The organism is Streptomyces albiaxialis (assembly GCF_039530985.1).
In the GTDB taxonomy this organism is placed as follows: domain Bacteria; phylum Actinomycetota; class Actinomycetes; order Streptomycetales; family Streptomycetaceae; genus Streptomyces; species Streptomyces albiaxialis.
Map to the genome: position 1 here is coordinate 52314 of NZ_BAAAPE010000015.1, position 18367 is coordinate 70680.

15 protein-coding genes are annotated in these 18367 nt (G+C 75.4%); 6 read left to right on the forward strand and 9 right to left on the reverse strand.

The features are described from left to right. Window positions 1-20: 20 nt before the first annotated feature. Window positions 21-821 (reverse strand): N-acetyltransferase, encoded by an 801-nt coding sequence (locus ABD343_RS29460; protein ID WP_344532451.1) that lies wholly within the window; start codon window positions 819-821, stop codon window positions 21-23. A gap of 145 nt (window positions 822-966) precedes the next feature. Here ABD343_RS29460 and ABD343_RS29465 point away from each other — a divergent pair, with 145 nt between their 5' ends. Further along, the gene (locus ABD343_RS29465; RefSeq protein WP_344532452.1) at window positions 967-2400 is read left to right on the forward strand and encodes an FAD-binding oxidoreductase; all 1434 of its coding nucleotides are present in this window, start codon (window positions 967-969) and stop codon (window positions 2398-2400) included. Window positions 2401-2511: 111 nt separating this feature from the next. Continuing rightward, on the forward strand, window positions 2512-2634 hold the full coding sequence (locus ABD343_RS29470; RefSeq protein WP_344532453.1) for a hypothetical protein: 123 nt from the start codon (window positions 2512-2514) through the stop codon (window positions 2632-2634). An 87-nt stretch (window positions 2635-2721) separates the two neighbouring features. On the opposite strand, the gene ABD343_RS29475 is transcribed toward ABD343_RS29470, so the two are convergent. Together ABD343_RS29475 and ABD343_RS29480 are read right to left on the reverse strand one after the other, a co-directional pair. Continuing rightward, on the reverse strand, window positions 2722-4728 hold the full coding sequence (locus tag ABD343_RS29475; RefSeq protein ID WP_344532454.1) for a TOMM precursor leader peptide-binding protein: 2007 nt from the start codon (window positions 4726-4728) through the stop codon (window positions 2722-2724). Further along, window positions 4725-6677, reverse strand: a complete 1953-nt coding sequence (locus ABD343_RS29480) for a hypothetical protein (RefSeq protein ID WP_344532455.1) — start codon at window positions 6675-6677, stop codon at window positions 4725-4727. The genes ABD343_RS29475 and ABD343_RS29480 overlap by 4 nt, the downstream gene beginning before the upstream one ends. 152 nt (window positions 6678-6829) lie before the next feature. On the opposite strand from ABD343_RS29480, the gene ABD343_RS29485 reads away from it, so the two are divergent. The 3 genes from ABD343_RS29485 (at window position 6830) to ABD343_RS29495 (ending at window position 8214) form a co-directional block, all read left to right on the forward strand. After that, window positions 6830-7273, forward strand: coding sequence for a YchJ family protein (locus ABD343_RS29485; RefSeq protein ID WP_344532457.1), 444 nt, complete (start codon window positions 6830-6832; stop codon window positions 7271-7273). A gap of 87 nt (window positions 7274-7360) precedes the next feature. Continuing rightward, complete coding sequence (locus ABD343_RS29490; RefSeq protein ID WP_344533095.1) at window positions 7361-7645, forward strand: SDR family NAD(P)-dependent oxidoreductase; 285 nt, start codon at window positions 7361-7363, stop codon at window positions 7643-7645. Then, window positions 7642-8214 carry an SDR family oxidoreductase gene (locus ABD343_RS29495; RefSeq protein WP_344533096.1) on the forward strand — a complete coding sequence of 191 codons (573 nt, stop codon included), beginning with the start codon at window positions 7642-7644 and terminating at the stop codon, window positions 8212-8214. Before ABD343_RS29490 ends, ABD343_RS29495 begins: the two co-directional genes overlap by 4 nt. Before the next feature lie 55 nt (window positions 8215-8269). Here ABD343_RS29495 and ABD343_RS29500 read toward each other — a convergent pair whose 3' ends face one another. From ABD343_RS29500 to ABD343_RS29525, 6 genes are all read right to left on the reverse strand, one after another. Then, on the reverse strand, window positions 8270-8878 hold the full coding sequence (locus tag ABD343_RS29500) for a YdeI/OmpD-associated family protein (protein WP_344532458.1): 609 nt from the start codon (window positions 8876-8878) through the stop codon (window positions 8270-8272). Window positions 8879-9115: 237 nt separating this feature from the next. After that, a complete protein-coding gene (locus ABD343_RS29505) occupies window positions 9116-10147 on the reverse strand; it encodes a helix-turn-helix domain-containing protein (RefSeq protein ID WP_344532460.1) in 1032 nt (343 codons plus the stop codon). A gap of 61 nt (window positions 10148-10208) precedes the next feature. Further along, window positions 10209-11591: a glutamate decarboxylase gene (gene gad / locus ABD343_RS29510; protein ID WP_344532461.1), complete on the reverse strand. Its 1383-nt coding sequence runs from the start codon at window positions 11589-11591 to the stop codon at window positions 10209-10211. A gap of 124 nt (window positions 11592-11715) precedes the next feature. Beyond that, complete coding sequence (locus ABD343_RS29515; protein WP_344532463.1) at window positions 11716-12981, reverse strand: saccharopine dehydrogenase family protein; 1266 nt, start codon at window positions 12979-12981, stop codon at window positions 11716-11718. A gap of 4 nt (window positions 12982-12985) precedes the next feature. Continuing rightward, window positions 12986-13879 (reverse strand): Fpg/Nei family DNA glycosylase, encoded by an 894-nt coding sequence (locus ABD343_RS29520; RefSeq protein WP_344532464.1) that lies wholly within the window; start codon window positions 13877-13879, stop codon window positions 12986-12988. Between the two features lie 22 nt (window positions 13880-13901). Next, window positions 13902-14327, reverse strand: coding sequence for an OsmC family protein (locus tag ABD343_RS29525; protein WP_344532466.1), 426 nt, complete (start codon window positions 14325-14327; stop codon window positions 13902-13904). Between the two features lie 123 nt (window positions 14328-14450). On the opposite strand from ABD343_RS29525, the gene ABD343_RS29530 reads away from it, so the two are divergent. Then, window positions 14451-18299 (forward strand): AAA family ATPase, encoded by a 3849-nt coding sequence (locus tag ABD343_RS29530; RefSeq protein WP_344532467.1) that lies wholly within the window; start codon window positions 14451-14453, stop codon window positions 18297-18299. Window positions 18300-18367 lie beyond the last annotated feature (68 nt).

The following is an 18367-nucleotide window of genomic DNA, read 5'->3' on the forward strand; positions in this document are numbered from 1 at the left end:
ACTCGCGGCCGGGACGTCGCTCAGCGCGCGAGCCGCCCCTCGCGGGTGCGCTGCGCGGGGATACGGGCGGGCGGGTGGACGACCCAGACGTTCGGCTCCGTGTAGCGGGCCGTACGGCCGTCCGGCGAGATACGGACGGGCACGAGCGCACCGTCCAGGGTGAACGTACCGGCGCGGTCGGCGGGTAGTTCCGCGCCCCACGCCTCCCAGTCCGCGAGCGGCGCTTCTATCACGGTCGACTCCTCCGCGATGCCCGCCACGCGCCCGCCCGCGCGCAGATGGGCGCGCAGCCAGGGGTCCTCGGGCAGCCCGTCGGCCCGCAGCCGTGCCACGTACTCCTCCATCGGCACGTGCGGGTGCGCGGACTTGAGGGTCGGCCGTACGGGCGCGAGCACCGCGCGCAGGCCGAGCCGCCCGGCGAGCGCGCGGCTCAGCTCGATCGCCGTGGCGCCCAGGCCCCTGCCGCGCGCGTCGGGCAGCAGGTTGAGCGACATCATCGCGAGCGCCGTCGGCGTACGGCCCGCGCTCAGGCCGTCGACGGCGCGGCGCATCAGGTCGTCCCAGCCGCCCGGCAGACGCGCGTCCGCCCCGTCCCAGTAGGAGGGGGCGGTGTCCAGCCAGCCCAGCAGCCCGCCCGAGGTCCGGTCGGTGAGCAGGAGTTGCGCGTAGGGCCAGCGCTCGGCGAGCGGGGCGTAGAGCCGCATGCTGGGCGCGGCGAAGAGGAAGGGAGGCCACAACGGGGCGTAGTCGACCTGCGCTCTCAGCTCCGGGGCCTGCGAGGGGAGCACCACCGCGACGGCGGGGAAGCCGAGTTGATCCACGATCGCCACTGTCCGCTTCTCATCCATCACGGTGCGCGACCGTAGCAGTTCAGTGCGGTGCGCTGGCGGGCAGGGCGCGAGGATGCGTCGAACGGGTGGCGGTCGTCGGCGTGTTGGGCTGTACAGAAATGGATACGTAGCGTGTGTGACTGCTTACGTAACGTCATCACTTGTACGGGGTGACACGGACTGGGAAGCCCTCCGGAGCGGCCTCGGCGGCGAGCTGGTGCTGCCGGACGACCCGGAGTACGCCGCGGCGCGCCGTACCGCCGACGCGCGGCACGACGACGCACGCCCCCGCGCCGTGCTGCGGTGCGCGGGCGAGGACGACGTGCGGGAGGGCCTGCGCTTCGCCCGCGCCCACCGGCTCGCCGTCCATGTGCGCGCCGGGGGCCACTGCTTCGCCGGGTTCTCGACGGGCCCCGGCCTCGTGCTCGACCTGGCGCGGCTCGACGCCGTCACGGTCGCGGGCGAGCGCGCGGTCTGCGGCGCGGGCACCCTGACCGGCGGGCTCGCCGACGCGCTGGACGAGCGGCACCGGGTCGTCCCGACCGGCCTGTGCCCCACCGTGGGCGTCGCCGGGCTGACGCTGGGCGGCGGCATGGGCACGGTCGGGCGGCGGTACGGCTTCGCGCTCGACAGCCTCGCCCGAGCCCGCGTGGTCCTCGCCGACGGGCGCGTCGTGGAGTGCGACCAGGGGCGGCATCCCGACCTGTTCTGGGCGCTGCGCGGCGGCGGCCACTACGGGCTGGGCGTGGTGACGGAGCTGGAGTTCCGTACGTACCCCGAACTGCCCGTCACCGACTTCCTGCTGAGCTGGCCCCTCGGCTGGCGCGCCAAGGTGCTCGCCGCCTGGCAGGAATGGGGGCCCGGCGCCCCGGACGCGCTGTCCACCATGATGGGGCTCACCGCGGGGGAACCCTGGGACGGGCTGGCGCCCGCCGCCGTCGGGGGCGCCTGGCTCGGCGAACGGGAGGACCTGGAGCGGCACCTCGCGGAGCTGGTCGCCGCCGTCGGCCGCGAGCCCGACAGCTACGCGACCGCGAGCCACGGCCAGCGCGCCTCGCTCCGTTTCTGGGGCGGCGCGTCCGAGGGGCGGCTGCCGCTCGTGCTGCGCAGGCACGAGTTCTTCGACCGCCCGCTCCCGGCCAGCGCCGCGCGCGAGCTGATCCACGCGCTGGAGCGGGACCTCGCGCCGGGCGAGAGCCGCAATTGCGACTTCGAAGCCCTGGGCGGCGCCTACAACCGCGTCCCCGCCGGGGCCACGGCCATGGTGCACCGGGGCCATCTCTTCGGCATGCTCTCGCAGTTCAGGCCCCCGGCCGGCGGGCCCCGCGCGGGCACCGCCGAGGCGCTCGACGGACTCCACCAGCAGATCGGTCCGCTGGCCTCCGGCCACGCCTACCAGAACTACGCCGAGGCCGACCGCCCCGGCTGGCGCCACACCTACTTCGGCGCCAACCACGCCCGCCTCGCGGCCGTCCGGGAGCGTTACGACCCGGAGGGCGTACTCGGCACCCCATTCGAGAAGTGCGGGGATGAGCGGGTTTCACGGGGGCCGCTTCGCCCCGAGGGGTGAACCTGGGGGGCGCCCAGATTGCCGCGGAGGGCCGAAGGCAAGCCATTCAGCGGTACCGGAACGGTCCGGTCCGGCACGCCCCCTGACGCAGGCCGCACGAAGGGAATCGCCATGAGTGCTTCGACGCAGCTCGCCGCCGCGCTGTCCGACCTCCGCACGGAGGAGGCCGAGGCCGAGGGCTTCTCCGTTCCGCGCTGCGACGGCCACCTGACGGCGGTCGAGCACGGCACCTGACCCGCACCCCGTCCCACCCTGCCGCGCGCGCCGAGCCCTCAAGGCCCGGCGCCGCGCGGGCGTTCCGGGGGCTGTGGGGGGCGAGGGTCAGGCGAACGGGTGCGGGTGCGGGTTGATCTCCTCCTCCGTCAGCGCGTCCGCGCGGAAGCCGAGCGTGCGCGGCAGCGTCCGTACCCGCGAGAGCCCCTCGATCCTGCGGAACGCGTGCCCGTACGTCATCGGCAGCGTCCCCGGCACCAGCACCTTCACACAGCGCAGCCCCGCAGAGCGGTGCTCGGGCCGCGTCTGGTCCACCACGAGCACCTCCATCCCGTCCTCCGCGTACCGCCGCACCAGTTCGCGTACGTGTTCCGCGAGATCGTCCGACGAGGGCCACGGACGGGCCCGGTCGAGGACGGCCACCGGCGTACGCTCGCCGTCCGCGCGCAGGAACGAGAGCCGCCCGTACGCCCCCGACTGCGCGTACAGCAGTTCGTGGTCCGGCATCGAGCGCACCGCGAACGGGTCCCGCAGCATCGCCGCCGCGCGCTCCCCGTCCTGCCGCGGCGGCGCCAGCAGCGTGCACACCAGTTCGTCGAGTGCCGCGCGCAGCGCGTCCTCGGCGCGCAGCCGCGCGGCCGCCCCGCACAGCACGGCGGGCCGCCGCCCGGCCGCCCCGCCCTGCCGCGCGACCGCCATCACCCACACCGCCGGAACGCCCTGCTCCAACGTCGCGTCGAACGCCATCAGTTCGCGGCCCGCGCGCTCCCGTGCCCACGCGGCCAGCACCGGGATCCGCCGGTCCGGGGCCGAGTCGAGGTCGATACGGGTGAGCGGCAGCCGGGCGTACCACGTCGCGAGGAACGCGTCCCGCTCGGCGACCTCCAGCAGCCCGTGCAGCACCGCCTCGGCCAGACTGCCGCCCAGCGCACAGCCATTGGACAGCTCCTGCACGAACAGCGGGCGCGCCGGGCGCGGATCCGCGTGGTGCGCCAGCCCCGCTGGCACCAGCACGGGCCGGTCCCGGGTGAGCGACCGGGCCCACGCCCACTCCGTCTCGCACGCCTCCGACCAGCGGACGTACGGGAAGCCGGGACGGTTGTACGAGGCGTCCGGGTGCAGGCCGAAGGAGGGCGGGGGGACGGCGTGCTCCGCCACGTCGCGGTACGGGGCGGTCGGGCCGCGCCGGGCCAGGGCGGCGGGCGTGGGCTCGCCGCCGAGCCGCTCCAGCGCCTCCAGCACGGCGGTCGAGGCGGCCGTACGGAAGTCGGCCCCGTGGCCGTATCCGTACCCGTAGACGTGGCCGTGGCGGTGGCGGTGGCCGTGCGCGAGTTCCGGCCGCTCGCGTGCGGGCTCGCGCACGGCGACGGCCACCGGGCGCCCGCCGTCCGCGCGTTCCCGCACCTCGTGGACGAGCCCCACGTACGGGTCGACGAACCGCCCGGCGCGTTCGGCGACGTCCGCGCCGGTCAGCGTGCGCAGCGCGCCGGGCGCGGACACCCGCGCGCGGCCCGGCAGCGGATCGAGGTCGGCGGCGGGCAGCAGCGGCCCGCACCGCTCACACACGGGATCGGGCAGCACCGGGTGGCGGGTGATCACGCCGCGCCCCGTGCCGACGCGGAACAGCGCACCGCGCGTACGGAGCGGCGGCGCGCCCTCGCCGCGCGCGGTCGGCGCCAGCAGCGCCGCGAGGGCGGCCAGTTCACCGGCGACCAGCGCGCCCGCCGCGTCCAGGACGGGGCCGGGAGGCGGCGCGTGGTACGGCGGGCCGCAGCTCCCGGGCGGCAGCGGCAGATTGCGGCGCCTGCGCAGCCAGGCGCAGCGCGGGCACCCCGGCTCCCCGGGCAGCCCCGCCGGTCCCACCAGCAGAGCCCCGGGCTCCCAGACGAGCGGCAGCCATCGGGACGCCTCGGCCTCCGCCTCCGCGTAGCAGGCGGGTGGCGCGTCGCCGTACTCGCGCACGCACGCCAGCCAGACGCCCGTGACCCCGGCCGTCGGCGGCGGCATCGCGCACCGCCCCAGGAGCCAGGGGCCCAGCTCCTCGTCCCCGCACAGCCGGACGCCCCGTGTGCCGCGCGGCCCGTTCTCCTCCGCCCTGTCGGCGACTTCGGTCACTCCGGGCTCCCCTCCACCAGGACGACGCGCACGAGGGACGGCACGGCGGCCGTCACCACCGGGTCCGCGCACACCGGCAGCGCGACCGGGCGCGCACCGGCGGCCGCGAGCGCCGCCACGAGCCCCGGCCCGCGCCGGGCGCCGCCGGACGGGACCCGCTCCTGCTCCGGCGGGGTCCGTTCTGGCTCCGGCGGGACGAGCCCTGGCGGGACGTGCCCCGGCCGGGCCCGGTCCCGTGGACCGCGCAGGTCTTCGGGGAGCGCGCCCGCCACGGGTGGCGCGTATTCCGGCTCGCCCGCCGTCGCCGACTGCCAGGCCAGTAGTGCCAGTCCGAGCGCCTCGGCGCGCGCCTCGTCGCGGCGCGCCCCGCAGCGCAGCGCCACCGTCGCGCCGTCGAGCGTGACCGCGAACGCCGGGAGGCCGCCCAGCACCGCCGACAGATCGTGGACCCGCACCTCCAGCCCTGTCGCGCGCAGCAGCGCGTACGCCTCCGTGTGCGGCTCGGCCCCCGCGCCCCCGACCTCGGGGAACGGCGTGCGCCAGCCGCTCAGCCGCGCGACGAGCAGCCGCTCCGCGAGCGCCCGTACGCCGTGGAACGCGGCCTCCGGCACGCTGAGCCCGCCCGCCGTCACCGCCAGGGCACCGTCGCGGTCTCGGTCGCCGTCCCCGTTACCGCCTCCGTCGCCGTCGGCCGGGCCCGGGATCTCGATCGGCGCGCCCGTGCACAGTTCCCGGCCGTGCGCCGGACGGCCCGTCCCGGGTGCCGCCTCCTCCAGCCGCGTGGCGCGGGCGGCCAGGGCCGTGAGGACCGCCCGCTCCCGTGCCTCCTCGCGCGTACGGCCGTACCCGCCGACGGCGAGCGTGCCGCCCCTCGGCACACGGACCTCGGCCCGGCACGTCCACCACGGGTGCTGGGCCCACGCGCCGGGGCCCACCGCGCGCAGCACGCCCGTCCGCGCGTCGGTGAGCCGTGCCGCACGCCGGTCCAGCTCCTCGCGGGAGAGCCCGGGCGCGTCCCACCACGCCGCGACCTCCCGCGCCGTACGCCCCGCGCGGGGCCTTACGGGGCCCGGGTCCCGGTGCGTGACCACGTGCTCGGAGGTGGTGAGCGCCTGCGGATCGACCCGTACGGCGCGGGAGGGGCGGCCGTCCTCGCCCTCCAGCCCCGTCAGATGTCGCAGGCACACCAGCACGACCTGCGCGGCGACGACGGCACGCGCCGCCGGGTCCAGCGTCTCCAGGGGGTGCGTGCCCAGCTCGGCCGGGGGAGAGGGGCCGCCCACGGGGCCGATCCACACCGCCTCGCTCCCGGCCGCGACCCGGCACAGTGCCCCCTCCTCCGGCGGCTGTTCGTCGTCGGCGAGCCGCACGCGCAGCTCGTACGGCGGCATGGGCGCGGTGCCGGGCGCCCGGCGCACGGTCACCTCCTGGAGCGCGTCCTTGCGCGCCGTCGCCGCGAGGCGCCGCAGCGGTTCGGCGGGCGCTCCGTCCGGGACGGTCACCTCCACCGTCCGCCACCCCGAACGCAGCCCGAGCCGCAGCACCTCCGCGAGCAGCGGGCCGTCCCCCCAGAGCGCCACGCGGGCGGCACGGAGGCGTTCGAAGCGATGCTCGGCGGAGTCCGCCGCGTACCGGAGGAAGGCCAACTGCTCGGCGTAGAGCCGCTGCTCGTCGGCGCTGAGGCCGTGCGGGCGCTCCGGCACGGCGTCCGTCACGAACCCGCCCTCGGCCAGCGTGCCGACCAGCCGCTCCACGGTCTCGCGCTGCTCGGGCGGCAGTGCCTCGACGAGTTCGGCCAGGCTGTGCTCGCCGGTCAGGAAGGGCGCGAGCCGGTCGAGCCAGGCGTGCAGATGGGCGCCGGGCAGCAGGGTGCCGCCGTGCGGTGCGTGGACGTAGGTGCCGTCGGGCCGTTCCAGGAAGCGCACATGGTCGCGCAGGCGTGGCCGCATGGAAGCCGCCTCCTCATCCCGTCGACCTCATCCCGTCGACGTCCTCAGCGCGTGCCTGCCACCGCTGGCCCCGGACATGCGCGCCGCGCGCCGGATTCGCCGCAACGAGTGGTCCTGACGGGGGTCTGGGGCCCGTCGGAGAGGATGGGGGCATGTCCCGACGACGCCCCCGGCCGCCCCGCCGTACGCCCGCTCCGTCCGCCGCCCGCTCCTTCGATCCGTCCGCTCCGTGCCCGTGCGGGCTGCCCGCCGCTTACGGGGAGTGCTGCGGGCGTTTCCACGGCGGGGAGGCGACGGCGCCGACGGCGGAGGCGCTGATGCGCTCGCGCTACGCGGCGTTCGCCGTGGGGGACGAGGCGTACTTGCTGCGCACCTGGCACCCGAGCACCCGTCCCGGCCGTCTCGACCTCGCGGACGGTCCGCGCTGGACGGGGCTGGAGATCGTGGAGACGACGGGAGGCAGCGCGTTCCACACGGAGGGCACGGTCACGTTCCGCGCGCACTACACGGCGGACGGGCGCCCGGGCACGCAGGAAGAGCACAGCCGGTTCGTGCGCCACGAGGGCGCCTGGGTCTATCTGGACGCCGTGACCTGAGGACCGGCCCCACACCCGGCAACTATATGTGGAGTATGGCGCCCGTCGGGAACTACGGATGTAGTTGAGCGGTGGAGGGGATCAGCCATGAGCACGGAAGGAACGGCGACCGGCACGGCGACGCGGATGGCGACGGGAACGGCAGTCGGGCGGCTGCGGCTGCGGCTGCGGCTGCGGCAGCGCGGCAAGGTCGCGCCCGTGACCGGAGCGGCGTCGGGCATCGGCGAGGCCGCCGCCAGGGAAATGGCGGCGCAGGGCGCGAGCGTCGTGCTCGCGGACCGGCGGGGCCCGGAGGCCGGGCGGGTCGCGGAGGAGATCACCGCGGCCGGCGGCACCGCGCTCGCCGTGCCGGCCGACGTGACGAAGGACTGACGAAGGACGAGGACGTCGCGGCGCTCGTGCGTGCCACCGAGGACGCCTTCGGCGGCCTCGACGTCGCGTTCGACAACGCGGGGGAGTTCGGCCCCACGGGCCAGATCGACGAGATGAGCCCCGAGGAGTGGGCGGCGGACGTCACCGCGCTGCTGACCAGCGTGTTCCTGCCGCTGCGGCACGAGATACCCGCGATGCGGCGGCGCGGCGGAGGGAGCGTCGTCAACACCGCCTCGACGCTCGGTGCCGTCGGCATCAGCGGCGGCATCAGCTCCTACACGGCCGGAAAGCACGGAGTGATCGGCCTGACGAAGGCCGCGGCCCTGGAGTACGCCCACGCCAACATCCGGGTGAACGCCCTCGCCCTGGGCACCGTGGACACGCCCAGGTACCGCGCCTTCGTCGGCGACAGCCAGGAGACGCTGGACATGCTCGATTCCCTGCACCCGCTGGGCCGCATCGGGACGGCGGAGGAGGCCGCCTCGGCGGTGGTCTGTCTCGCGGGCGACGAGGCGGCGTTCTTCACCGGGTCGGTCCTCGCCATGGACGGCGGCTGGACCGCGCGATGAGCGAGCACGGCACTCGTGCTGGTGCTGGTGCTGGTGCTGGTGTCCGTGTTCGGGCTCAGTGCGGCGTGCGGCCCTCGCCGAGCATGGTCACGAACTGCTCGATGCGGCGGGCGCGCGTCTCCGGGCGCTTCGCGTCGTGGATGCGGTGGAGGATCGCGTACCGGTTGCGGCCGTCGAGCGTGGCGAAGAACGCGCGCGCCGCCTCGTTCGCGTCCAGTGCGGCCTGGAGGTCGTCGGGGACGCTCGCCTGGCTCGGGCTCGCGTACGCGGCCTCCCACCGGCCGTCGGCCTTTGCCCGCTCGATCTCGCGCAGCCCGGCGGGCCGCATCAGGCCGCGTTCGATCAGCTCCGTTGCCCGCTCCCGGTTGATCTGCGACCACTTGCTGCGGGACCGGCGAGGGGTGAACTTCTGGAGCCAGTACGTCTCGTCCAGGCGGCGGGACTGCCCGTCGATCCAGCCGAAGCACAGCGCGACCTCGACCGCCTCGGCGTAGCTCACGCTGGTGACGCCCGTGCCCTTCTTGGCGAGTTTGATCCAGACGCCGTCGGCCTCGCCGTGCCGCTCCTCCAGCCAGGCCTCCCACTCGGCGCGCGAGGCGAAGGGGAGGGTGGGCAGCTCCGGCTGACCGGCGGGGGCGGGAGCGGGCGTCGGTGTGCGCGTCATGCGCACATGCAAGCCGAGCGGACGCCCCCGGTCAACCGGTGTCCCGGACGCCCTCTGTCCCGGACGCGCCGCTGACCTGCGTGGACGCCTGCTTCATGTCCGGGACGCCGTAAGGCCGTTGCGGCCCCGGCGTCCGCGCCCGAACCTGACCGGTGTCGGGCACCGGGCACGACGGTGACGCCTTCGGACGGGGGAAGGGCGTCGCCGTCGTCGCGTGCCGTCTCCTGCCGGGCCGTGTCACGGTGCCGGTTCGACGCGGAAGCGCTGGGCCCGTTCGTCCGCGCACTTCCGCGCCACCGCCTCCGCCCCTTCCTTCCCGGAGCCGCCCCTGATGGCCACGCACCGTTCCTCGTCTATCCGTAAGGCGTACGTGTCGGAGCCGGGCGCCGTGCGCTCGAACCGGAAGGGGGTCGCTTTCTCGCAGGCGTCCCACGGCTCCAGCAGGCCCGTGCCGGGGCCGTGTTCCAGGACCTTGAGGCAGCCGGTGCCGAACTCGGGATGGCGCCACTCGACGCGATGCGCCTCAGAGCCCGGCACGGCCCGTACGACCGTCTTCTGGGGAGCCGTCCGGTCGCACGGCCGCTGGACGGCGACGAGCGGCTCGTACCGCCCGTCCTCGACGTGGCCGTCCGTCAGGCAGAGCCGCGGCGCCGACAACGGCCGGATACGGACCGCGCCGCGCACCACCTCTGCCGCGAGCCCCTTCCGCGCGGACGGGCTCCGTCCGGAGGACGGCCCGGACCCCTCCGACCCCGATCTCTCCGAGACCGACTCATCCGCCGTGGTCCGTGCGCCCGTGCCGCCGACCCTGTCGCCGCCGTCTCCCGTGTCGTTGCCCGAGGCCAGGAACCAGACCGTGGTGACGAGCAGTATCGCCGCGACGATCGAGACGGGGACGGTCAGCTTGCGCGGGTTGGGCAGCCGGGGTGCCGTGGGCGGAGGCGGATCGTTTCCCTCCGCCTGCGGGGCCGTAGGCGGCGCGTCCGGTGGCCGGGCCGCGAGGCGGTCCCTGGCCTCCAGCCACGCCGTCAGCCGGTCGCCGTCGCCGCACGCGCGGACGTACGCGGCCAGCAGCTCGTGCCGGGGCAGCGTCCTGCCGCGCAGCATGGCCGACACCGTGCTGCGGGGGAGCGGATCACCGCTCCGCGCCGCCCGCTCCTCGAGCTGACGGTAGGTCAGTCCCGAGCGTACTCTCAGCTCCTTCAGCAGACCCAGGAACTCGGCCGTGCTCCGCGCGCTGTCCGGACTCAACTCGTCCTCCACCCCCATGAACCGCATCCTTACGGCACACGGGGCCCATCGGCAACGACGGTTTCCGGCCTCTTCGGCGTCAGTGGTGGAACCCCACCCGGGGCGCGCTCGCGCCGGGCCCCGTGCCGCGCAGCCGTTCGAGCGAGGCGCGCAGGTCCTCGAAGAACAGGTCCGCCTTGTCCCTGCTGATGCCGTGCCGGATCAGGACCCGCTGGATCACGGTCTCCCCTCGGTCCGGCGGCAGCGGATACGAGGGCACCAGCCAGCCGCGCATCCGGAGCTGGTCGGACAGGTCGTAGAGGGAGAAGCCCGGATCCGGGTCCTTGAGGGTGTAGGACAGCGCGGGCAGGGCGCCCTTCCCGTCGTACAGGACCGTGAACGGGCCGGCGTCGGCGATCTTCCCGGCGAGCGCCGCGGCCGTGTCCGCGCAGTTCCGGTGGACCTGCCGGTACCCCTCCCTGCCCAGCCGCAGCAGCAGCGCGTACTGCGAGATGACCGAGCCGCCCGGGCGGGAGAAGTTGAGGGCGAAGGTGGGCATGTCCCCGCCCAGGTACGAGACATGGAAGACCAGGTCCTCCGGCAGCATCTCCGCGTCCCGCCACACCGCCCAGCCCACGCCCAGCGGCGCCAGCCCGTACTTGTGGCCCGAGGCGTTGACCGACACCACGCGCGGCAGCCGGAAGTCCCACTCCAGGTCCGGGTGGAGGAAGGGCGCGACGAAGCCGCCGCTCGCCGCGTCGACGTGCAGCGGGACGTCGAGGCCCGTCTCCCGCTGGATCGCGTCCAGCGCGTCGGAGAACTCCCGCACCGGCTCGTAGTCGCAGGTGTACGTGACGCCGAGGATCGCGACGACGCCGATCGTGTTCTCGTCCACGTACGCGCGCAACTGTTCGGGCCGCATGCCCGTCGCGTCCGGCAGCAGCGGCACCCGGCGCAGCTCGACGTCGAAGTAGCGGGCGAACTTCTCCCAGCACACCTGCACCGGGCCGCACACCAGGTTCGGGCGGTCGGCGGGCTTGCCCGCCGCCTCGCGGGCCTTGCGCCACCGCCACTTCATGGCGAGCCCGCCCAGCATCGCCGCCTCGCTCGAACCCGTGGTCGAGCAGCCCACGGCCTCGCTCTGCTCCGGCGCGTGCCAGAGGTTCGCGAGCATCCGCACGCACCGGCTCTCGATCTCGGCGGTCTGCGGGTACTCGTCCTTGTCGATCATGTTCTTGACGAGGCTGATGTCCATCAGCGTGTGCACCTGGGACGCGCTCCAGGTGGTGCAGAACGTCGCGAGGTTCTGCGCCGCGTTCCCGTCCATGTCCAGCTCGTCCCGGACGAGCTGGCACACCGTGTCCGGGTCGTGCGGCCCGTCCGGGATGCGGTGCTTGGGGAGCTGCCGGGCGCTCAGCGGATGCGCGTAGATGTCGGTCGGCTCCCCGGGCCCGGACCCGCCGCCGACCTTGGAGATCGCCATGCGGGCGACGCTAGGCGCCCCGCGCACGCCCGGCACCCCGGCGGGGTCCGGCCGGGGGTGCCGGGCGAGGGGCGGGCGGGCCCAGGGGCCCGGGGGGAGGGAGAGAGGGCAGAGCGCCGTGCGCTCAGATCTCGTACTCCTCCACGACCCGGAAGCCCAGCCCTGAGGCGATCAGGCGTTCCGTCAGCGCGCCGCCCATCGCGACCGCCGTGGTGACCTGGCCGGATGTCTCCGGCAGGGGGTCGAGGGCCAGGGACAGCGCCGCCTCGGACAGGATGCGGGACGTCTCGTCGTACCCCGGGTCGCCGCCCGAGACCTCCGTGACCACGCGACGGCCCCCGCCCTCGCCGAAGAAGCGCACCGAGAACCAGCTCCGCTCCCGCCGCTCCGGATCGGGCCCGTCACCGGGCTCCAGCCGCGACGCGAGGAGCTTGCGCAGCGACGGCACCTGCGCGGCGGCGAACGCGGCGCCGAAGCCCGCGACCGCGCCCACCGTCAGCGGCAGGCTCCGCAGCGCCGCGTACTCGCTGTAGCGGAAGCGCGGCCCGTAGCGCTCCAGGGCCGCCGCGGAACGCCCGACGACCTGCGCGTCGATCGTCGGCAACGGCACCGCCCACGCGTCCAGCCCGGTGTACGCGGGGGTCCGCGAGATCCGGCCCAGCGGCGTCCGTACGCTGCGGTCCTCGGGACGCGGATCGGCCGCCCGCCGCGCCTTGGCCGCCTTCGCCATACGGTCGGCACGCGCGAAGGCCAGCAGCGTGCTCTCGTACGTCCCGCCGGAGAACGCCCCGTTCGACCGTACGTACGCGTCGACGCTCAGTGGCACCCCCTCCGGCAGCCGCTCCACGGTGAAGAGCGTCCCGAGGTCGTGCGGCACCGAGTCGAAACCGCACGAGTGCACGATGCGGGCGCCGGTCTCGCGGGCGCGCGAGTGGTGGCGCAGATACATCAGGTCGACGAACTCGGGCTCGCCCGTGAGGTCCACGTAGTCCGTGCCCTCCTCGGCGCAGGCCGCGACCAGCGCCGAGCCGTACCGGATGTACGGCCCCACGGTCGTGGCCACCACGCGGGTACGGGCGGCGAGTTCACGTACGGACGCCGGATCCGTGACGTCGGCGCGCAGCAGCGGCAGCGCGTCGTCCGACTCCAGTTCGGGACGGATCCCGGCCAGCCGGTGGCGCAGGGCCTCCAGCTTCGCGGTGTCCCGGCCCGCGACCGCCCAGCGGCAGCCCACCGGGGCGTGCCGTGCGAGGTACTCGGCCGTCAGGGAGCCGGTGAAACCGGTCGCCCCGATCAGGACGATGTCGAATTCGCGCTCCTTCTTCGCCCGGGTGCTCGTGCTCTTCGCCCGGGTGCTCTTGCTGTCCTGGGTGGCGGGCTCGTGAGGCATGGGCTCATTTCAGCAGACGGGACATCCGGCGGTCGGCGAGGGGCTTTCCGCCGGTCTGACAAGTCGGGCAGTACTCCAGCGAGGAGTCCCGGAACGACACCGACCGGACGGTATCCCCGCACACAGGGCACGGCTCCCCGGCCCGGCCGTGCACCCGCAGCCCCATCCGCTTGCCCGCCTTCAACTCCGCCGCGGACAGGCCCCGTGCCCGTTCGACGGCCGCGGTGAGGGTGGCCAGCATGGCCCCGTACAGCCCGGAGATCTCGTCCTCCGTCAGCTCGTCGGCGACCTTGAAAGGGGACATCTTCGCGGCGTGCAGGATCTCGTCCGAATACGCGTTCCCGATACCGGAGATCACCGACTGGTCGCGCAACAGGCCCTTGATCCGGTGCCGCTGCCCGCGCAGCAGCCCCGCGAACTCCTCGCGCGTGAAGGACTCCGCGAGCGGATCGGGGCCGAGCCGGGCGACACCCGGCACGTCGGCCGGGTCGCGGACCACGTACACGGCCAGGCGCTTCTGGGTGCCCGCCTCGGTGAGATCGAAACCGCCGCCCTCCGCGAGTTCGACGCGGAGGGCGAGCGGCCCCTTCCCGGGGCGCGGCGGCGCCGCCGGGAAGCTGTCCTTCCACTGGAGCCACCCCGCACGGGCGAGGTGGACGACGAGCCACAGGCCGCCGCCGTCCGCCCCGCCCCCGCCCGGCGGTTCCGGGAGTTCCATGCCGAGGAACTTGCCGTGCCGGGACACGCTCCTGAACGTCCGGCCCTCCAGGGCGCTCAGCGGCGGGTCGTACGTCTTCAGCACGCTCACCGCGACCGGCAGCGCACGCGCGATGGCACGGCCCGTCAGCCGCTCCTCCAAGAAGCCGCGCAGGGCCTCGACTTCCGGCAGCTCCGGCATGGTTCCTCCCGGACCGGCCGGCTCAGGCCAGCTTGGCCTCGTGCGTGATGGTGGTGCCCTTGAGCGCCTGGCTCACCGGGCAGTTCTTCGCCGCCTCCTCGGCCGCCGAGGCGAAGCCGGCCTCGTCCAGGCCCGGCACCTCGCCCTGCACGGTCAGGTGGATGCCGGTGATGCCCGTGCCCGGCTGGAACGTGACGTCGGCCTGCGTGGTGAGCTTGGTGGGCGGCGTCCCCGCGCTGTTCAGGCCGTTGGAGAGCGCCATCGAGAAGCAGCTCGAATGCGCCGCCGCGATGAGCTCCTCGGGGCTGGTCTTCCCGCCCGGCTGCTCGGAGCGCGCGGGCCACGAGACCGGGTAGTCGCCGATGCCGGACGAGTCGAAGGTGACGACGCCGGAGCCCTCCGTCAGATTGCCGTTCCAGACGGTGTGGGCGGTGCGTGTGGTCGCCATGGAGAACCTCTCCGCTCTGGTCGTTGTGTGTGACGTGCGTACCCGATCCTCCTGCTTCGCCTCCAGGACCGCGAATCCTGGCGCGCCGGGCGCTGTCAGTGGGCTCCTTTACTCTCGCTTGGTATGGGACGAGAGCTGATCGGGCGGCAGCATCCCGCGGGTGAGCTGCGGGCCGAGGCCCTCCGCACGGTGCGGAGCCACGGAGGGCTCGTGCTGGTCACCGGGGAGGCCGGGATAGGGAAGACCTCGCTGGTCGCCCAGGCCGCCGACGAGGCACGGCAGCTCGGCGCGCTCGTGCTCGGCGGCTCCTGCTGGGACTCGCACAGCGCGCCGGGGTACTGGCCGTGGACGCAGGTCATGCGCGGCCTGCGGCGCGCCGCCACGGCGGAGGAGTGGAGCGCGGTGCGCGCCGCGGCCGAGGCGGCCGGAGAGGGCTGCCTGCCCGTGCTGATGGGGGAGACGGGCGCGGCGTCCCGCACGGCGGAGAGCGGGACGCCGCGCGCGATGCCGGGGACGTCCGGGGCTGCGGGGGCGCCGGGGACGTCCGGGGTGCCGGGAGCGGTGCCTGGCGTGACCGGCCCGTCTGGCGTGCCCGGGGTCCCGGCGGGGGACGAGGGCGCGGCCCGGGCCGGGCCGCCGCCCGGGGGTACGGGACGGCGTACGGGCAGCGGGGGCCCGGGGAGTGTGGAGAGCGGGGGAAGCCGGGGGAACGTGGGGAGCCGGGGGAGTCCGGGGGGTGCGAGGGACCTGGGGGGCCTGGGGGGTGCGGGGGACCCGGTCGGCGCGGGGGATCTGGGTGGTGCGGCGGGTGCGGGGAGCGCGGGGGCCGTGCCGGCCGGGGGAGAGGACGCGTTCCGCTTCCAGGACGCGGTGACCGCCGCGCTCGTCGCCGTCGCGCAGAGCAGGCCCCTCGTCGTCGTGCTCGACGATCTGCACTGGGCGGACGGCGACTCGTTGCGGCTCCTGGAGTTCGCCGTCCAGCACACCTGGTTCGAGCGGCTGTTGCTCATCGGCACGTACCGGGACGTGGAGGTGGAGGCCGCCGATCACCCGCTGCGCCCCCTCATGCTGCCGCTGCTCGCGAAGGCGACCACGCTCACCCTCACCGGCCTCAGCCGCGAGGAGACCGGGCTGCTGATGGAGCGCACGACGGGCGTCGAGCCCGAGGCGGACCTCGTTGCCGAGGTCCAGGCCCGCACGGGCGGGAATCCGTTCTTCGTCGAGCAGACCGCCCGCCTCTGGCACAGCGGCGGTTCGGCCGACGCCGTCGCGCCCGGCGTGCGCGACGCCCTCCAGCGCCGCCTCTCCCTGCTGCCCGAGGCCGTCTCCGGGCTGCTGACGGCCGCCGCCGTCCTCGGCCGCCGCTTCCACCGCCGCCGCCTCGCCGCCGTCGCCGCGCAGCCCGTGCCGAGGGCCGACCGGCTGCTGGACCAGGCCGTGGCCGCGCGCCTGGTGACCGTCGAGGGCGGCGGCACCTTCGCGTTCGCGCACGACCTGGTGAGGGAGACGCTGTACGACGCGCTGGACCCCGCCGAGGCCCGCGCCCTCCACGCCGCCGCCGTGCACACCGCCGTCCGGGCCGCCGACGGCGCCCCCGCGCGCGACCCGTACCTCCTCCCCGCCGACCTGGCCCGGCACGGCTATCTCGCGGGCGACGCGCTCGAAGCCCGCCACGTGGTGAAGCTGCTGACCGACGCGGCCACCGACGCGCACGACAGGCTCGCCGCCGAGGAGGCCGTCGGCCACCGCCGCCGCGCCCTGGAGCGCGTCCCCGAGGAGGACCGCCGCACCCGCGTCGTCATCGGGCTCACGCTCGGCGCCGAGCTGCACCGGGGCGGCGAGCGCGACGAGGCGTGGGAGGTCCTCGACCGCGCCACCGCCCTCGCCCGCGAGCTGGACGACGCCGAGCTGCTGGGCAGGGCCGCCCTCACCGCGTACCGCACCGGGGACATCTGGACCCGCGGTGCCTGGATCGAGGACTTGCTGCGCGAGGCCCACGCCAGACTGCTCCCGGGGGACGGGACGAGGGGCGACCCGCGCCCGGGCCGTACGGGTTTCCTCGACCAGCTCGTCGAGGAGCTGTCCGACCGCCTCGCCTCCCTCGTCCGGGAGAACGGGGACGACGAGGCGCTCAGCTTCGGCCTCTGGGTGCGGCACGACGTGATCTGGGGCCCGGGCACCGCGGCCGAACGGACCGCGCTCACCAGCGAGATGATGAGCGCCGCCCGCCGCTCGGGAGACGCCGCCATGGAGGCCCTCGCGAGCGGCCTGCGCTGGGTCGCGCTGCTGGAGCAGGGCGATCCCCGCTATCTCGACCAGTTCCACGCGATGCTCCGGGCCACCGAGCGGAGCACCGTGCCGCGCGGCCGGATGATGGCCGCCGCCGACCGCAGCATCCTCGCCGCGCACCGGGCCCGCTTCGCCGAGGCCGAGGAGCGGTTCGAGCAGGCGTTCACCGACGACGTGCTCTGCCACGTCGAGTCCACCTATCTCGGCCACCACCTCCGCTGGTCCCTGCTCCTCCTCCAGGGCCGCTTCGACGAACTCGCCCAGCTCCACGGGACCATAGGAGAGAACGGCCACCCCCACCCACGGCTCCTGGAGGCCCTCACCGCCGTCCAGAGCGTCTGCGCGGGAGGCGACGCGGCATACGGGGACGGGGCCGGGGATGGGGCCGGAGACCGGGATCGGCACAGGGACGGGGGCGCCCCTGTCGCGGGCGCGCACGGGGACGCCCACGCGGGCGCGCACGGGGACACCGACGGGTGCGTGGAGGACCCGCGTCTCCGGGCCGCTCTCGCCTACGTCAGGGACATGCTGGCCGCCCCCGAGGAATTCCCCCGCGGTATCAAGGCCATGTGGCTCCGCCTCCTGGCCCAGACGGCGGCCCTCTCCGGAGACCCCGCCCTCGTCGAACGAGCCGGTGCGGACCTCGCCCCCTACCTCGGCGAATGGGCCGTCGCCGCCTACGGATGCGACATCGGCGGCCCCGTCGTCCTCTGGTCCGCGCTCCTCGACTCCGCGCGCGGCGACTGGGACGCTGCCGTGAACGGCCTCACCGCCGCCCTCCGCACCGCCGACCAACTCGGCCTCCACGCCTGGTCCCTGGAGGCCCGCTCCTATCTCGGCGGCGCCCTCCTCGCCCGCGACGCCCCCGGCGACGCCCGCCAGGCCGGACACCTTCTCGACCGGACGGAACGCGAGGCCTCTCAGCTCGGCATGCGCCACGTCGTCCGCCGCGTGCGGGACACCCGGACCCGCGCAGCCGCCCGCCACGAGGCGGCCACACCCCCGAAGCCCGCCCCCGCGACGGCCGGACCGACGGCCGAACCGGCCCCCGCAAGCCGCACGGCCCCACCAACGGCCACCGAACCACCGCAACCGGTACCGCCACCGCCCACGGAGACGCCGACCGTCCCCGCCTCCCACGGCGCGTTCCTGCGCGAGGGCCCCGTCTGGCAGCTCGACTTCGCGGGTCGCGTCATCCACATGCCGGACGCCAAGGGGCTGCGGGACCTGCACCTGCTGCTGAGCAGCCCCCACGCCGACATCTCCGCGACGCGGCTGCTCAGCCCGGAGGGCGGCGAAGAGGTCGCCGCCGCCCACAGCATGGGCGGCGACGCCGTCCTCGACGACGAGGCCAAGAAGCGGTACGCCCGTCACCTCGCCACGCTCGACGAGGAGATCGACCGCGCGATGGCCCGCGGCGACGACGCACGCGCCGCGGAGTACGACCGCGAGCGCGACGCCCTCCTCGCCGAACTCCGCGCGGCCACCGGCCTGGCCGGCCGCCCCCGCCGCCTGGGCGACGGCGCGGAACGGGCCCGTAAGACGGTCACCGCCCGCATCCGCGACACCCTCCGCAAGCTCGACACCCGCCACCCCGAACTGGCCGCCCACCTACGCGCCGCCGTCTCGACCGGCACGGCTTGCCGCTACGCCCCGGAACGCCCCGTCACCTGGCGGCTGTGACCGACCGGGTCCGGTCCGACGAGTCGCGCCCGCGGCGCCCCGCCCGTACGCAGACGGGGAACCGGGGC